The organism is Pedobacter sp. KACC 23697, assembly GCF_045348445.1.
GTDB lineage: Bacteria > Bacteroidota > Bacteroidia > Sphingobacteriales > Sphingobacteriaceae > Pedobacter.
Window position 1 is genome coordinate 3864012 of sequence record NZ_CP157485.1, and the last position, 16549, is coordinate 3880560.

The window sequence follows — 16549 nt, forward strand, 5'->3', positions numbered from 1 at the left end:
TTGACAACGGCTAACTGTCTACTGCTCTATCGCATTCCGTAAAAATGCAACTAATGGTTGTACTGTTTTAAAAGAACTTATCAACTTATTAACGAGGTTTGCTTTTAAAAATTCTTCATCATCGATTTTTTGAGTGGCTTCGAAACTCTTCAGCTTTAAAAATTCGATGTTTGGATCTGCAGGATCGTAGCCTTTCGGAGCATTTTTAAGGGCATTATCAAATCCCAGTTTAAAGTTTTTCTTAAAATCCTTTTCACTGATAATTTCTTTAAAATCGCCTATATTATAATCAATCTCTTGTCTGATCAATTTTAAATGCGGTGCATCAGGCATCCAGTATCCACCGGCAATAAAGCTCTTGCCTGGCTGTATATGCAGATAATAACCCGGCTCGTTGCCTCCTCTGCTTTTTGCAGAAAACCAGATACCAAAGTTATTTTTATAGGGATCTTTATTTTTACTGAAACGGACATCACGGTAAATGCGCAACAGGCTTTTTTTAGGATCTGCCTCTGCAGAAAGCAATGGATCAATCTTCGCCAGTTCGGGAATAAGCGTACCTACCAAAGCCAAAACATCAGCTTTTGCTGCCTCATAAAACTCTTTATTCGCAGCAAACCATTCGCGGTTGTTATTTTCCGCAACATCTTTTATAAAGTTTAACGTTTCTTTTTTAAGCATATCTTGAGGTTCATTCGTTCAATGGTCATTTGTTAATTGGTAACTGCAAATTGCGAACTGCCAATTGGTTATTTCCCGCCAAACGCTTATTCGCTAACCGTTAAAAAACTGCCTATTTGTCGTAATAAGGCTTATACTTAATATTTGGCGACAAAACATGAAGCAATATGATCCTCGAATAACGGTAATTAAAGGGATAAAGTACAAAACAACCGCTAAAAATAACAATCAGGTAAGGCCAGAAAGTTTCATCGGTAAGCGGGCCAAAAATTAAATAGGTGAGAAAACTTGCGAAAAGCATTTCAATCACATTCATGGCATAGCTAACATACATGGCTGCGTAAAAGTAACCCGGTTCAATTTCTATCCGTTGTGCACAATGTCCACAGATTTCTTTGGTGTGCTGAATGTTCCAGCCGTACATACTGCCTGTAAAAATATCTCCCCTGCGACAATGCGGGCATTTACAATGTACAATGGCATAGAGTTTTGAGGTGGTTTGAACAGACATACTTTTAATTTAAATTAAAAGGTTCTTTCTTCATGTTGAGCTGGATATTTTTTTTTCGGTATTTTTTATACCACACCACCCCCACAATTACCGCCATTAAATAAGGAAGAGATAAAAGATACAATACCCCAGTATTTAGTCCTGCAGTTTGCGTATTGCCGTTTTTTACCCCCTGTTCGGCATTAATGGTACACATGGAACATTGTGCGTTAACATTAGGACTTACAGCAAAGGTAAATACCAATACAAACAGGATCAAAATGGCTTTCTTCTTCATGGTTTACAAATATAGGAATAAACGCATGGAGGGGTTTAAAAATTATGTCATAAAAAAACCTCACTTTTTTAAGGTGAGGTTTTAACAGTGTATAAAACCGCAAATCCCTACGTATTTCAATTTTGATGTACATAGGGATTTATAGTTTTATGCAGGGGAAAGAAATTTTGGTCTTCTATAACTTTATTCCATCCGTATTTATTACAAATGCATTTTACTCTAACTTATTTATCTGCAACTATCCTTGCACCTTTCCAAACACTACCATATTTAGCGATTCCAAAAATCGAAGCTCTCGTTATCGTAAACTTTAAAGGTGCATAACCTACACTTGGCGGCCCCTCAAAACCCCATGACACTTTAAATCCGACTGACCAATCCAGTGTTTTATTGATACCTTCGGTATTATAAGAGATGATTTCATCTCGATCTAAAATTGTACTAATACTGTGTAAAGCTCTATTACTCCAAACCCTGTATGCATAATTTTCATCCCTATCCGTTTTCGGTTTAAGCCCTGGAACACTAGGCAGAAATTCATGTATTTTTTTTATCCCCTTCTGTAAGTTTTCATTTTTATCAAAAGTTATATTATAGCCTAGAAGATCGACCTCAACATAATCCTTGGTTAATTTAGGTAAGTCTAATTTTGAAAATCTTTGAGGAACTGATGATACTGGAGCACTTGGAGGAGCTGGAGCATCTCCACAATAATATTCCATAGCGTCCCATCCCAATCTCAATTCATTTGCTTCAGTTCCCGACCAACCAATCCAATTTTTCTTCTGCATTTGAACTGAAATTCCAACTGATGAATACACCACCCACGATGAATTATAAAATGTAACCCTAACACGTCTTTTCGATTCAAAGTTATCCGTGTAGATTTCATCGCGTCCCCTAATAGATTCGAATAGTTTTCCAAACCAAGTTTTACCTCCATACTGGATAGTGGGTATACCATCATATATCCATGCATCAGCATCTGGCCTATATTGATATATAGAGCTGTAAGTTACCGGATAGTCTTGAACATTTATTCTATCATCTTTTTGATCATTTACCGCTCCATAAGTGTCGTATAACCGAATAGGCTTGCCAGAAATTTTGAAAAATGATTCGCCATCATTTATAACCATATCATCTAGGGTTAATATTCCATTATTTAGTTGATCAACTAAATAATCAACTTCGGGTTTATCTTCTGGTGCTGACATAAAAGTACCGTAACCAGTAACTTTGTAGACGGTATTCTCAACCTCTATTTCCCCTTGCGGATTAAGCATGCTCGCAAAGTATGGGTCTTGGACTAAGCTGTCTAGGGGAGTCTCTTCTAATCCAGGCCCAGCAGGAGGGGAAAGATCATCATTATTAGATTGCAATGGAATTCTACCGGGAAAAAGAGACATTGAAAGTGATTTTTTTAATGAGACTGCACTTAATTTTCCCGTTTTAGAAAAAATAATAGCCTCCTGTCTTAATGAGATAAAACTCTCATGTCCAGTTAAATTGCTGACAAAGTTATTTATTAAATCAGTTGATTTGCGTTCATGAGCCCTTTGCATTAAATCCTTAAATGAATTTTGATGTGCAAAGACTAATCTGCCATCTTTAATACTGACCTCTTCTTTATCAGCCGTTTTAGAAGAATGATTGCTTTCTTTTTTACAACCACTTAATATTAAAAAAATTGTGATTGTAAGAATTACTGGTTTGATAAGCGCTTTTTTTAGACTGTTTTTTTTCATTATTATAAGATATTTACGTTTTAACAATAGGATAGCTTTAGGGTATGCTTATTTACAAAGTAAGCTTTATATCTTTTTAAAGCTGATCTTTACGTAACTTAAAAATTAAGTAAAGCCTCCAATCTATCGGAGGCTTTGAGAATACTTAAATAAAATTACTGTAATGCACCTGTAAAGGTAAACCCAGGATTTTCTACACTTTTAAACTGACCAAGTAAGGCTCTGGTAGTAGGGTGTGTAAAATAATCAATTGTAAAGTTATCTGAATTTAATCGCTGAGTGGTTAGTGGCGCCATATTACCAACAATTAACGCAGCATTACCAGTAGGTGTTCCGGCTGTAAATTTAAATACTCCTGCCGTTGTTTTGGTATACGTATAAGGGAAATCTCCCACGAACCTAGATGTACCTTGATAGATATCTACCGTAAGTACCATCGTTTTTTGAATAGAATTGAATTTGAAAGCCATCCTATCAAGTCTTAATCCATATGGTCCTGCCAGCATTGCCGCTGCCGCAGCTGCTCTTCTAGTTTGAAAATCAGTTGACCAACCCGGATAAGTTGCCGCGTTTGGTGCGGTTATGGTACTGTATTGAACACCAAGGATGGTATGTAAAGGCAAAATAGGGGTTACCGAGGTTTTGATTTCAATACGGGTTCCATTTACCATAGTAAAATAAACTTGCTTAGCTGTATCCCAGGTGAATTCACTGAAACTTTTACCTTTATAAATCAATGGTTCCTTGAGAACAATTCCGGTAAGGGTAAAAGCAAAACCTGTAGAAGTTGTTTGTACCTCCCCGTTTTCTTCCCAAACCAAACTAAAAATTTTGTTATTGTAATCAAAAGAAGTTTGGATTCGGGTTCCAGAGTCATCAGGCTGGATGTATAAATTTGGATTGGCATCCAGATAATTTACCTGCGCCATAATAGAATTTAATAATCCTTTTTCGTTATATGATTTTTGTTCAGCCTGCGATGCTTTTACTAAAATCAATTTACTTTTTAGCAATTTACCTGTAAGCATAATGGAATCACCAGAAAGTTTATCGAAAGTAAACTCAAAATCTGAGTATACGCCCCAACCCGCAGCACCGCCAAAGGTTGCCGGATTTGGATCGGCAAGTATATGCATATAGCTGTAAGTATCGAAAGATAGTGTTGGGTTTTGCAACGCTCTTACCTTATAGGTGCTTTCCTTACTGGTTTGGGCAGGATCTATATCAAGGTCGGCATACATGGTTACTTTGTTATCTTTACTGAAGTTCAGATAAAAAGAGTAACCGCCACCACCATCAGGGTATAAAAAAGCTTTCCAACCAGTTGTACTTCCTGTTAACGCATTGGTGTATTTTGTTACTGCTTCAGTAATCCGCTCTTCCGGTCTTTGTCCATCAACCAAAACCTCTTCTTTTTTACAGGCAGCAAATAGGGTTAAAGACAATAATGAATATAATAATATTTTTTTCATGTTGGTTTCTTTTTAATTAATTACCCATTGTTCCATAAAAGTATGAGTTGGCATTTGTGGTTTTATAGAATGCACCCAATGAACCCAAAAATCCAATTTCTCCCGGGATAATCTGATTGATCCAGTTTATTCTAAAGGATCCTGTCGAAAAATAACTATTTACACCAGCCATTCTTGCATTAATTACACCCATGTTAGAATACGTCGTACCAGTAGGTTGAGTAGTTAATAAAGTAAATGTAGTAACACCAGTTGTAGTATTTAAGGCCATATTATAATCTGCATCTGCAAAGTATGTTGTTGTGCCGGCAGCATTCGTAAATGTATATCTTAACGTCATCACACTATTCGCTTTAAATGTCATTGCAAAATCTTTCAAAACGAATCCTCCCGCTGTCATTGACGTTTTTGCAGTATTCCATAATCCCAAAAATTCTGCAGATTGGTTTGAATCTGTTGATGGGTTAGCATAAAGCGTTGTGTAACCTACACCTGGTCCAATCATTCGATGTAATACTGGAGCAGAAACTTTAAACAATGCCAATTGTACTTCTTTTTGCAGTTTGTAAAAGTCAATGTTGAATGCTGTTTTAAAGTAATCCACTACATACTGTTCTTTTTTCTTTAATTTCACTTGTGCATCAGCTGGTACAGTAGCAACAATACTGTTGTATTGTACCCGGCCCATCATCAACATGTTTGATGACTGCTCTGCAAAATCTTCAACAGGAGATACCCTGGCATATTGCGTAATGAATCCTAATGAATAGGCTTCTGATAATGGTCTTTGCGTCCAGTTGGCTTCATAACCACCACGCGATACGGTTTGATACTCAGGTGTAAAATCGACAGTCTGGTTTAGAATGTGCGTATACTCATGCTGTATTACCTGAATCATTTGCTTCACCGATGAGATGTTTGTTTTATCAAAAGAATTGATCACATAAAGCACAATTTTACGTCCGCCCTCTGCCGTACCCAACGTGATAGATCCGTTACTGTTATACTCGGCACTACCTGCCAATACAAACTGCCTTGGCGCAATACGCTTTATGAAATCGGCACCACCTGCTGCTTCGTATGGCTTAATCCATACATCGCGCACCATTTCCATCGCCGGAATAACCTGATCTACCAATGGAGGCGTAATATTTTTTCCAGATGGAAGCTCAAAACGGTCAAATCTATATTTCGTTTCGATATTATATGGGTTCAAAAAATTCTGATCTAACCAGATATCTGTAGAATTTTTATTTTTAATAATGTTCTGATCGATGGCATCTAAATTTGCATTTAATGTACCCTCTCTTTTGCAAGATGCCAGAATTGTTAGCGCACACATTGCTACAACTCCCTTATTGAATAGTTTTCTCATAACAATCATCTTAATTATCTTGGATTTTGTGCTACACCGGAAAGTGTAACTTGTGAAGGAAGCTGAAATAATTTACGGGGATCTTCTGCGGCAAGTGTAATCGTTTTAAATGAGCCGTTTACCGCGAAAATTTTATGCTCTACCGGTAATTTATATCTTAAGATATCAAACCACCTCAAACCTTCCTGGGTAAATTCTTTCTTTTTGAAATCTAATACAGTAGCAATTAGTCCGGCCTTTGGATCTGTTGTGCCATAAAAGGCAGCAATTTTAGCTAAAGTAACAGCATGTGTGGTGGGGCTATAGTTTAATATACGTGTACTGCAATAGGTGTTTAAATCAGCAAGTGCCAGGGTGTTCTGTCCTAAAGCAGCATAAGCTTCAGCCCTGTTTAACAAAGTCTCATCAGCCGTTAGCACGGGCACGATTGTATAAGGAAAACCAATCGTGGCATTAGGACTGGTTTTAACAAAATACTCATTCCATTTTAGCATACTGTAATGTGGCTGACCATAATATGCTGATTTGTAACACCAACGTGCTCCCGTTACATTAGTGGTAAAAACTTCGTTATTGATCACCTGGCCATAACCATAGCGCGGGGTACGTGTTCTAGCCCATGATGAAGCAGTTTCTATCAGAAGCAGGGTTGAAGGTTCTGATGCCTGCGTGAAATATACATACATTTCATCCAATGTATAGGTATTGTACCTGGTATTCCAGGGCCTTAAAATTGTGGCGAATGAATTGCCAGGCGACACTGCACTTGCATATTCAATTACTTTCTCGTAATTCTTTTTGAAAAGATAAAACCTGGCTGCAAACGCATTAGCTGCCGCCACAGTAAAATGGTATTTTTGTACCCTGTAAGATGAGTTTTTAATTAAGGGCAATCCTTCTAAAAGATCTTTCTCAATGCTAGCATATACAGAGGCAACCGTACCTCTACTATATTGACCAACAACAACTTTTTCAGGATCAGTCATATATGGTATTCCCGGCGAATCGTTACTGGTAGCGGGATCATATACTTTAGAAAAAAGGTTCACTAGCATAAAATGCGCATAAGCCCTGGCCAGCAATGCCTCTCCTTTGTAGGGCAGCGCAGCATTACCAAAGTTATGCGTATTTATGGCTTCGAGCGCTGCATTTGCCGCCGCTATCGCTTCATAACTCGAATTCCAGTAAGCTGTTGGAGTATCACTATCGTTGTCATCATTATCCAACCAGTAATAGGGCTGCGTAATGGTACGTGATTCGTTGCCAATCCCAGGCCCTTTATCTTCCACATTGTCGGAAGAAGTTTCAATAAAAGGAATATAATTTGATTCTGGATAAGCGCTTGTGAGTAGTTCTGCAACTTTCTCTACACTATTTAATTGCGTTCTCTGGTCAGGGGCTTTCTCCAAAAACTTTTTACATCCTGAAGTGGAGATGAGCGCCAATGCAAAAATTGATATATATAATTTTTTCATGATATAAAATTTAGAATCCAACTTTTAGTGATAAGGTAAATTGACGTGGAATTGGCAATGCCACACCTCCAGACCCAAAAAATTCAGGATCCTGGCCATTTAATTTTTTGTCAGAATAGATCAGGAATAAGTTGTTGCCAACAGCACTGATGGATGAATTTGTTAAGCCAAGTTTCTTGGTATACTTAGCTGGTATGTTATAACTTAAGATGATCTGTTTCATTCTTACAAAGCCACCATCTGCAACACGTTCAGTTGAATAATTGTAGTTATTGTAAGCATAGTTACTGCCAAAAGCCTGTGCCTCTAAAACATCTAATATAGATGGAACATTGGTTTTCAGTTCATCACCCTGCATTTCCCAACGACTTAAGAATGCTTTTGGCATAGCATCAAGATCGGTATAGCTGGTTTTGAAAGATGGTGATAATCGAACTTTGTTACCCGCTGCAAAAGTGACTAGTGCAGACAATGTAAAATCCTTATATTTAAAGGTATTGGAAAAACCTCCGGTATATTTTGGATCAATAGGGCCCTCATATTTGAGATATTTAACCACATCGCTCTGTAAATATACATCTCCACTAACTTCACCTTTATCGTTAATAAACCTAGGCGAACCATTCTTTGGATCTAATCCCTGAAAATCAAGTGAGAATAAACCACGTTGTGCGTAACCCTCTAAAGGCCCACCATCCGCACCGATTAAACCGAAAATAGATGGCTGATTTTTAAGATTGGTGATCTTATTTTTATTGAAACCGAAAATAAGTTGGGTTGACCAGTTAAAATCTGTGGCTTTCAAAACCTTTGCACCCAAAGAAGCCTCTACACCGTCAGATTTCATATCAGCATAATTGGCAAATTTAACCGCTTCACCACCTATACCACCATTTCTAAAAGCTCCGATCAAATCAAAGCTCTTTCTTTTGTAAGCATCAACAGTTAAAGTTAATTTTTCATTAAACAAACCTAAATCTAAACCTACGTTTAACTCGTTCAGTTTCTCGAAAGTAAGCTCAGAGTTTTCTAAACCAGAGATGTAAAGTTTTGTTTCTTTTTCTCCAAGATAAGGTCGGCGTGTACCCATGCTTTGTAAAACCAGGCTAGAATTGGTGGCCGAACCCATACTCGCAACTAAACCATAAGTGGCGCGTAACGTAGCACGGTTTACAATTCTTTTTACCCTTTCACCCTGCATGAATTTTTCGGTATCGATGTTCCAAGCTCCCGAAACGTTCCAGGTTGGCAACCACCTTGCGGTTGGCGATTCTCCCAGTAAATTAGAACCATCATAACGGCCTGTAGCATTGATACTATATTTGCCTTTGTATGAATAGGCTGCTCTCAATGAATAGTTTAAATAACGTTCATAGCGATAGCCCATACTGTAGTAGTTAAAACCACTCTCTACATTCGATTTTACAATATTCGGATCAATAAAAGGAACTCCCCCTTTATCATACTGATAACCATATCCGTCAAATACCTTATTCTGACGGTCGATATAGCGCATTTCCTGGGTGGCGAAAAAGTTTACCAAATGATCTTCGTTAAACGTCTTATCATATTCTAAACTGTTACGTACATAATAGTTCACAATATTGTCATCATTTGTTTTATAAAAACCGCCATAAGGTAGAACTGAAACTGGAAGTGCATTCGGATCATCCGGATTGCGATATAAAAATTTATTATTTCCCCTGATAGTGGCGTCATTTGGGCTTATACCAGCACGGTAAGCCTGAGCCATATTAGAATTTTCGGTAATTTTATGTTCCTGGCTCGTTTTTGCGTAACGATAAGCACCATCAAAAGCGTATTTCAGGTCTTTTGTAATTTTATATTTTAAACCACCCTGTACTTTAAAATCTATTAAATTCAATTCTAAAGTATTGTTTTCTAACTCGTTTAAGATATTGAAAGGCGCATAGTTTTGGGTAAAAAACTCTCTATTACCATTTGCATCATAAGCGGTTAAGGTACGGCTTGTATTAAGGGCATAACTAAATGGATTGATATCAAAATCACGATCATATGTACCGTAAACCGGGTTTCCGTTTCTACCTAAGGTACCTGGCGCTCTTTGATCGCGGATAGAACCCTGGGTTATCAACTCTAAACTTAATTTATCGCTGATATCGAAATTACCCCTAACGTTCCCTGTAAAACGCTTTACATTATCTCCAACAGTCCAGCCATTATCCTGAAGATAACTGGTAGATGCATAAAATTTTGATTTTTGTGTTCCGCTCGACACACTTAAGGAGTGCTCCTGCATGAAAGACTGCTTAAACAAAATATCAAACCAATCCGTATTACTATCAGCATAGCGCTGTAAAAATTGCTTCTGGCTCTGCGCATCATTTCTTAAAGCATAGGTACCGGTTGCAGGATCATAAATATACATTTGATTGTACATTTTGGTAAAAACACCACCATTGGCACTGCGTGAAGAGCTGGAGTGATTTAACCAACCTTTATTTTGCATCTCCAGATAAACATTCATCTGATCAGCTGAATTAAGGATATCAAAGTTATTGTAAGAAGGTTTCATGTAACTCGAAAAGTTCCCGGTATAGGAGAAAATCGGTTTACCATCTGTATTCCTTCCTTTTTTGGTGGTAATAATCACAACACCGTTCATTGCCCTTGCTCCATACTGTGCAGTTGCGGCTGCATCCTTTAAGATATTGAAGCTTTCGATATCATCAGGGTTTAATCCGGCTACTGATGATCCAACTAAAGTTGATGGATCTCCTGTTGATAACTGCTCGTTGGAAATATTCACAACATCCTCTAAAATAATACCATCCACAACCCATAAAGGTTTGTTATCGCCTGAAATAGAAGTAGCACCACGTACACGGATTTTAGGAGCAGCTCCAAATGTTCCTGAAACGTTTTGTACAGAAACACCGGCAACCCTTCCTTCAAGCATCCTGCTTACATCGTTAATACCATCGCGTTTTACATCGGATGCTTTTAAAGAAGTTGCTGCACCAGTAAAAAGTTTTTTATTCAGCTCCTGATAACCTGTTGATACAACGTTTACCTCTTTAAGTTGGGCGGCATCTTCCGCCAAAGTAACATTGATAGTGGTTTTAGTTCCTACCTCAATTTCCATTGTTTTATAGCCAACATAGCTAAAAACCAAGGTAGCACCTTCTTTAACCGAGATCGTAAAATCTCCGTTACCGCTGGTGGATACCGCATTAGCAACTCCTTTCTCTCTTACACTTACTCCAGGTAGTGCCACTCCGTTTTTATCGCTCACTTTTCCGGTTACCTTTACAGCGGCAAAATAGCTCAGCATTTTATCAAATACCGATTTTTCTTTTAAAGTAATCAGGACCGTTCTATCTTCAATAGTATAGTTAAGATCTCCGCCTGAAATAATTTTGTTCATTACCTCTTCAATTGTTGAGTTGTTAAAATCAACATTTAAAGTGGTTGAAGTTTTAATTTTGTTGGTAGATAAAAGAACATCATAACCCGATTGTCTCCTTATCTCTTTAAAAACTTTTTCTAATGTTACATTTTTTTCTTTCAATGTAACCAATTGTCCGAATGAAGCTGCACTCACCTGCATTAACGAGGCCAGCAGAACAACCGTAATTAACTTCATCATGAGTAGCAATTTAGGTATGTAGCGTCGATGCGTACATAAAATTTCAATATAAATTTTGTACATTTAATAGTCTGTTTTTGTGCGAATCGCAATGAAGTTTGGACGCTAAAGAGCGTTTCGCGGGTTATCCAAGAAATAATTGATTTTAATCGATTCCGGTTTACGGAATAGCTAAACAGATATAAAAGGGGTGTTAGAAGCACTCCTTTTTTATGCGCTCAACTTTGGATCGTCAGGAGTGTTGTCGAAGTTTATTCATGGCTGTTAGGTTATGGTTGATTAATTAGTTGTTTCTTTTTTATAGATAAAGGTTAGTTACTTCTTCATCTTTTTCCCTTTATTCTTTGTAGACAATTACTTTATTGCCCTTAATGTCAAAGCGTACTTCACCAGTTTGCTCAAATTTTCTAAGCACTTTTGATATTTTTTCGAACCGGCTTACTGTACCATAGTACATTACATCTTTGGCTTCAGGATTGGCATACTCTATTTCTACATTATACCACCGGGCCACCTTGCGTAAAATGCTTTCCTGCTTTTCGTTGTTAAACATGAAATAGCCCTTTTTCCAGGCAATAGCTTCATCAACATCTACTTCTTTTACGTCCATGCCCGAAATGGTTACCAGCGATTGTTCTCCAGGCTTAAGCACTTCGCTCTCATTGGTATTTTTATGAGAAACCCGCACACTACCTTCCAATAAAGTCGTTCGGGTTACCTTTTCATCTTTATAGCTATTAATGTTAAAGTGCGTACCCAATACCTCAACCGCCTGTCTATCGGTTTCTACAATAAAAGGATGTGCTGCATTTTTAGCCACTTCGAAATAAGCTTCCCCTTCCAACTTGACCACACGCTGTTTTGCAGTGCCCATATTTAATCCGTATTGAAGTGAAGAAGCCGCATTTAGCCAAACTGTAGAACCATCAGGTAACCTGATCTGCCACTCACCACCATTTGGGGTCGAAATGGTATTTAACCGGTTATCGTTTACATTTTCAGATTCAGCAACATTGTAAACCAACTGGCCATCGTCAGTTTTGGTAATGGAGAAACCAGCTTCTTTTGCCACATTGCCTTTCATGGCATCAGAAAGAGAAATTTTCCGCCCATCAGCGAGCGTAAGAACAGCTTTGTTTTTTCCAGGGGCTATATCGGTGGTAAAAACATGCTCTTTCTTTTTCTGTAGAGAAAGGTAAGCCGTTAAAGAAAATACAACAAACACCACAGCAGCGGCAGCCCATTTAAAGCTATTCATCACGATCCGCTTCGGCGACCGGATTGGTTTATCTACCATCAGAATTTTATCGAGAACCGGATTCCATTTTTCCACATTAACACTAAGCGCGTTTTCTTCTTCTGATGTAATCATTTTCACAATTTCATCAGAAAGTAACGAGGTGCTGTTTTCTACCAAAACTAAAAGTTCTTCCTTTTCGGCCTGACTTAAAGACTTTGCTGTAAACTGCTGTAATAGATAATGTATACGTTCTTCCATAAAGATTCTGATACTAAGAAGCAACAGAAGAAAATTAGGACTATCGGAAAAGCATTTTTTTCTATTTTATTTTCAAAAAGAAAAAAACAATAGGAAAAAGAAACACAATACCATGCTGATCAAGGTGTATACGGATCGATTTTAAGGCAATTACAAGCGCATTTTTAACCGTATTGGGAGAAATGTTGAGTATTTCGGCAATTTCCGGAATAGTTTTACCATCACGTCTGCTTAATTGATATATATTTTTCCTTTGTTCAGGTAATTTATCTATTGCAACAGCAATAATTCTCGTTACTTCATTTAAATTAATAGTTTCAATGGTACTGTTATGGCTATTTTGTTGTTTGGCGGTAAATGCATCAACTACCCGTTCTTCTTTTAATTTTTTACGCACGAAGCTTAAACATTCGTTAGAAACATATTTATATAGATAGGCCTTTACGTTCTCCACTTCAGCCAATTTATCACGATTTAACCAAACTCTTAAAAATGCATCCTGGATAATTTCTTCGGCGACATCATCAGATTTTGTAAATTTAGAAGCAAAAATGTGGAGCGCAGGAAGATATTTGAAAAACAAAACAGAAAATGCTTGTTCGTCTCCCTCCACGATTTTCTCAATCAGGGCGCGCTCTTTATCCACATTACTTACCGCCATAAATTAGTTTGTTAACCGTCCTGTTACTATGATCCAAGACTTAACTGATAGATGAATAGATATGGTTAAGCTAAATGGATTTAGTTTAACCATAATACAACTTTATAATCAAATATACAGATTAGTAAATTTTGTGCACTAAAAAAATGTATTAAAAAAATGAAAAGCCTTACTTTTTAAGGTAAGGCTTTATTTATATTTTTTAAAGGTTTCTTAATCACTTAGTATTGATAATATGGCGAAATCATCAAATAAACCACCACACCAGTTATGGCAACATAAAGCCATAATGGAAATGTAATGCGCGCAATTTTTCTGTGACGATCGAAACGTTTGGCTAAAGCCCTTACGTAAGTAACCAAAACCAAAGGAATAATGGCAATTGACAATAAGATATGGGTTAATAAAATAAAAAAGTAAACATACTTTATCGCTCCATCTCCTCCAAACTTAGTTGAAGGTGTGGTCATATGGTATGCGATGTACATTACCAAAAATAATAAAGAGCAGCCTATGGCTGTTTTCATTAAATTTTGGTGCAATTGTATTTTTCCATTCTTTATTGCCCAAACTGCAACAACCAACAATACCGCTGTAATTCCGTTGATTGTAGCATATATAGGAGGTAAAAAAGGCAAGGTTGGCGCATCAATACCTAGATCTTTTAGCTTTACTACAAATAAAAAAGCTACAGCCAATGGTATGAAAATGGAGAGAATAATGATCCACCTGTTATATTTCTTCTCGATCGGACTATTTTCCATGAGTATTAATCTTTTATAATTATTATTTTGCTTCGAACCCGACTAGAGACTCCGGACTAAAGACTATCTACCGTCTTTAACGTTTCTTAAATATTCGGCTATAAGCACTTTTATTTCATCCTCTAACTTAGCGTTTGCACCTGCATCGTCCGCATCATAAATGCCTCGGATGCGATGTAAATTATCGATCAGCACAATTTTATTGCTAAATATGAAGTTGCTATTTCCTCTGCTGCCATTTGCTACGACATCGAGCAACAAACCTTGCCTGATTAATGGATAAGTTTGTGCAGTATCACCTGCTAAAAAATCCCATTTACCTTCTTTTGCGTTGAAATTGGCGGCAAAATCTTTGAGTTTATCTACATCAGCCGGATCTACAGACAGGCTTAAAAATTTAACCAAGGGCTTTTGTTCATAGCCATCAGATAATTGCTTGATATATTTAATTGCTTGCTGGCTCCTCGCTCCTGATTGGAATAAGTTTAATACTACAATTTTGTTTTCAAATGATTTCCAGCTAATGGTATCGCGATGCTGATTGATGAGTCTAAAATCAGGAACCACGTGATAAATGGTATCGGGTATCTTCTTTCCCTTAACACTATGGAAAGTGGTGGCAACAACCTTTTCACCAAAGATAGGCAAACTCTTATATCTGTTTTTCGCAAAATGCGGCAATAAGTAAAAAAACAAAAATCCCGGTATAGCTAAAATGCTTACCAGGATTAATACCTTTTTTATCGGGCTTCTTTTCATTAATGGTTCATCATGTGGATGTTTAAAAACCCACCTTCTATCAGCATTAAAACAATAAAGTAAATAATGAAAATGAATGATACCGTTAAGGCTAACTGTAGTCCCAGTTTCTCATACTTTAAGTGCATAAAGTAAGCCACGATATAGAATGCCTTTAACAATGTTAAAACGATATAAACGTAGTTACCGATGTGCTGGGTCATGTATCCTTTAGGGATTAGAACCAACGCGATGATAAACTCAATTACGGTAATTAATAAAAGAATTCCGAAAACCTTCCAGATTTTACCTTTTGATAAACCTGCGTGATCATCGTGCCCGTGTTCTTCTGTTGTATGTGTGTGCTGTGACATAGAAATATTTTTATATATGATAAATTAAACCAAATAGAAGAATGTAAATACAAACACCCAAACTAAATCAACGAAGTGCCAGTATAAACCAACTTTCTCAACCATTAAGTAATGGCCTCTTCTTTCGAAAGTTCCATTGATCGTCATAATTAATATAATGATGTTAATGACAACACCACTAAAAACGTGGAAACCGTGAAAACCTGTAATGGTGAAAAACAAGTTTGCAAATTGTTGTGCAGCTACTAAAGAAACATCTTCAGGCTTAAGGAAAAAATGTTTTAACTCCTCGGCAGAAGGAATATGTCCCCACCAAAAACCATCGTGGTGTAAGTGAGTCCACTCAATTGCCTGACAGCCTAAGAACATAAAACCACCAATAATGGTTGCAATCATCCAGCCGATAACTTCTTTTTTAGCACGTCTGTGACCAGCCTCAACAGCTAAAACCATAGTTACCGAACTCATGATTAAGATAAAAGTCATGATACCTACGAAAACCAAAGGTGCACCGTGTTCGGCAATACCTGGAATTGATTGGAAAACTTTATCTGGAGCTGGCCAGGTTAATTTAGAAAAACGCTGAGCGCCATAGTAGATCAATAAAGATGAAAAGGTAAAAGCATCTGATAATAGGAAAAACCACATCATGATTTTACCATATTCTACCGACCACGGAGAACGACCACCATTCCATGGTCCGGTTTTAACTTGATCTAATTGTGATACTGCATTCATTTGGAAATAGTATAATAGTTTGTTAACAAATTTAACGGTTCAAAAGTAAAAAAACATACAGATATATCCATAATATATCTATAAAATGCCAAAAAATAGAAGCGATTTCCATTCTGTATTGAACTTTGGCAATAGGTAAATTCTTATAGCTACCGGCTAAAGCACTAATAATTAAGCCAACACCAGCAATAATGTGCAAAAGGTGCATGCCAGATACCACGTATATAAATGATATTGCGGCATTATTTCCTACCAGAGTAGCTCCGGTTCTCACCATACTTCCCCATGCATTAAACTGCATTACACCAAAAGCAACAGCCAGTATTACGGTAATCCAAAGCATGTTACGCTGTAAACTAAAATTAAGTTTCTTTAAAGCCCTGGAAGCTAACACCAGAGTGATGCTGCTGGCCAGAATAACCAAACTGGAGTAAATAAAGGCATCGGGTAGCACCAAACCGTGTCCCTTCCCTTTTGAAGCGGCAAATACCAGATAATAACTGGTAAAACCTCCGAACATGATTGTTGATGATACGACAAATAACCAAACGATAAATTTTCGTGGTTTTGGGTCAAACGTATCCTGCATCTTTTCCATTGTTAGCA

At 37.2% G+C, this 16549-nt stretch carries 15 protein-coding genes; all 15 read right to left on the reverse strand.

What is annotated here, in order from left to right:
* Nucleotides 1–18: 18 nt before the first annotated feature.
* The 15 genes from ABEG20_RS15450 to ABEG20_RS15520 all read right to left on the reverse strand — a co-directional run bounded on the left by ABEG20_RS15450 (nucleotide 19) and on the right by ABEG20_RS15520 (nucleotide 16541).
* Nucleotides 19–681 carry a DUF2461 domain-containing protein gene (locus tag ABEG20_RS15450; RefSeq protein WP_406824185.1) on the reverse strand — a complete coding sequence of 221 codons (663 nt, stop codon included), beginning with the start codon at nucleotides 679–681 and terminating at the stop codon, nucleotides 19–21.
* 112 nt (nucleotides 682–793) lie between these two features.
* On the reverse strand, nucleotides 794–1192 hold the full coding sequence (locus ABEG20_RS15455) for a DUF983 domain-containing protein (RefSeq protein WP_406824186.1): 399 nt from the start codon (nucleotides 1190–1192) through the stop codon (nucleotides 794–796).
* A gap of 4 nt (nucleotides 1193–1196) precedes the next feature.
* Nucleotides 1197–1469 carry a hypothetical protein gene (locus ABEG20_RS15460; RefSeq protein WP_406824187.1) on the reverse strand — a complete coding sequence of 91 codons (273 nt, stop codon included), beginning with the start codon at nucleotides 1467–1469 and terminating at the stop codon, nucleotides 1197–1199.
* Between the two features lie 224 nt (nucleotides 1470–1693).
* Nucleotides 1694–3217, reverse strand: coding sequence for a hypothetical protein (locus tag ABEG20_RS15465; RefSeq protein ID WP_406824188.1), 1524 nt, complete (start codon nucleotides 3215–3217; stop codon nucleotides 1694–1696).
* 155 nt (nucleotides 3218–3372) lie between these two features.
* The gene (locus ABEG20_RS15470; RefSeq protein ID WP_406824189.1) at nucleotides 3373–4689 is read right to left on the reverse strand and encodes a DUF4302 domain-containing protein; all 1317 of its coding nucleotides are present in this window, start codon (nucleotides 4687–4689) and stop codon (nucleotides 3373–3375) included.
* A 16-nt stretch (nucleotides 4690–4705) separates the two neighbouring features.
* Entirely contained in the window at nucleotides 4706–6064 is a 1359-nt protein-coding gene (locus tag ABEG20_RS15475; RefSeq protein WP_406824190.1) for a putative zinc-binding metallopeptidase, read from the reverse strand.
* Between the two features lie 14 nt (nucleotides 6065–6078).
* The gene (locus ABEG20_RS15480) at nucleotides 6079–7539 is read right to left on the reverse strand and encodes a RagB/SusD family nutrient uptake outer membrane protein (RefSeq protein ID WP_406824191.1); all 1461 of its coding nucleotides are present in this window, start codon (nucleotides 7537–7539) and stop codon (nucleotides 6079–6081) included.
* A gap of 10 nt (nucleotides 7540–7549) precedes the next feature.
* Entirely contained in the window at nucleotides 7550–11170 is a 3621-nt protein-coding gene (locus ABEG20_RS15485) for a SusC/RagA family TonB-linked outer membrane protein (RefSeq protein ID WP_406824192.1), read from the reverse strand.
* A 337-nt stretch (nucleotides 11171–11507) separates the two neighbouring features.
* Entirely contained in the window at nucleotides 11508–12668 is a 1161-nt protein-coding gene (locus ABEG20_RS15490; RefSeq protein ID WP_406824193.1) for a FecR family protein, read from the reverse strand.
* Between the two features lie 61 nt (nucleotides 12669–12729).
* Nucleotides 12730–13329, reverse strand: a complete 600-nt coding sequence (locus ABEG20_RS15495) for an RNA polymerase sigma-70 factor (RefSeq protein WP_406824194.1) — start codon at nucleotides 13327–13329, stop codon at nucleotides 12730–12732.
* A 221-nt stretch (nucleotides 13330–13550) separates the two neighbouring features.
* Nucleotides 13551–14093 carry a DUF420 domain-containing protein gene (locus ABEG20_RS15500; protein WP_406824195.1) on the reverse strand — a complete coding sequence of 181 codons (543 nt, stop codon included), beginning with the start codon at nucleotides 14091–14093 and terminating at the stop codon, nucleotides 13551–13553.
* Between the two features lie 63 nt (nucleotides 14094–14156).
* The gene (locus ABEG20_RS15505; protein ID WP_406824196.1) at nucleotides 14157–14852 is read right to left on the reverse strand and encodes an SCO family protein; all 696 of its coding nucleotides are present in this window, start codon (nucleotides 14850–14852) and stop codon (nucleotides 14157–14159) included.
* Complete coding sequence (locus tag ABEG20_RS15510) at nucleotides 14852–15205, reverse strand: cytochrome C oxidase subunit IV family protein (protein WP_406824197.1); 354 nt, start codon at nucleotides 15203–15205, stop codon at nucleotides 14852–14854. Before ABEG20_RS15510 ends, ABEG20_RS15505 begins: the two co-directional genes overlap by 1 nt.
* Before the next feature lie 24 nt (nucleotides 15206–15229).
* Nucleotides 15230–15943 carry a cytochrome c oxidase subunit 3 gene (locus ABEG20_RS15515; RefSeq protein ID WP_121283995.1) on the reverse strand — a complete coding sequence of 238 codons (714 nt, stop codon included), beginning with the start codon at nucleotides 15941–15943 and terminating at the stop codon, nucleotides 15230–15232.
* 31 nt (nucleotides 15944–15974) lie between these two features.
* Nucleotides 15975–16541 (reverse strand): heme-copper oxidase subunit III, encoded by a 567-nt coding sequence (locus ABEG20_RS15520; RefSeq protein ID WP_406824198.1) that lies wholly within the window; start codon nucleotides 16539–16541, stop codon nucleotides 15975–15977.
* Between the last annotated feature and the right edge of the window lie 8 nt (nucleotides 16542–16549).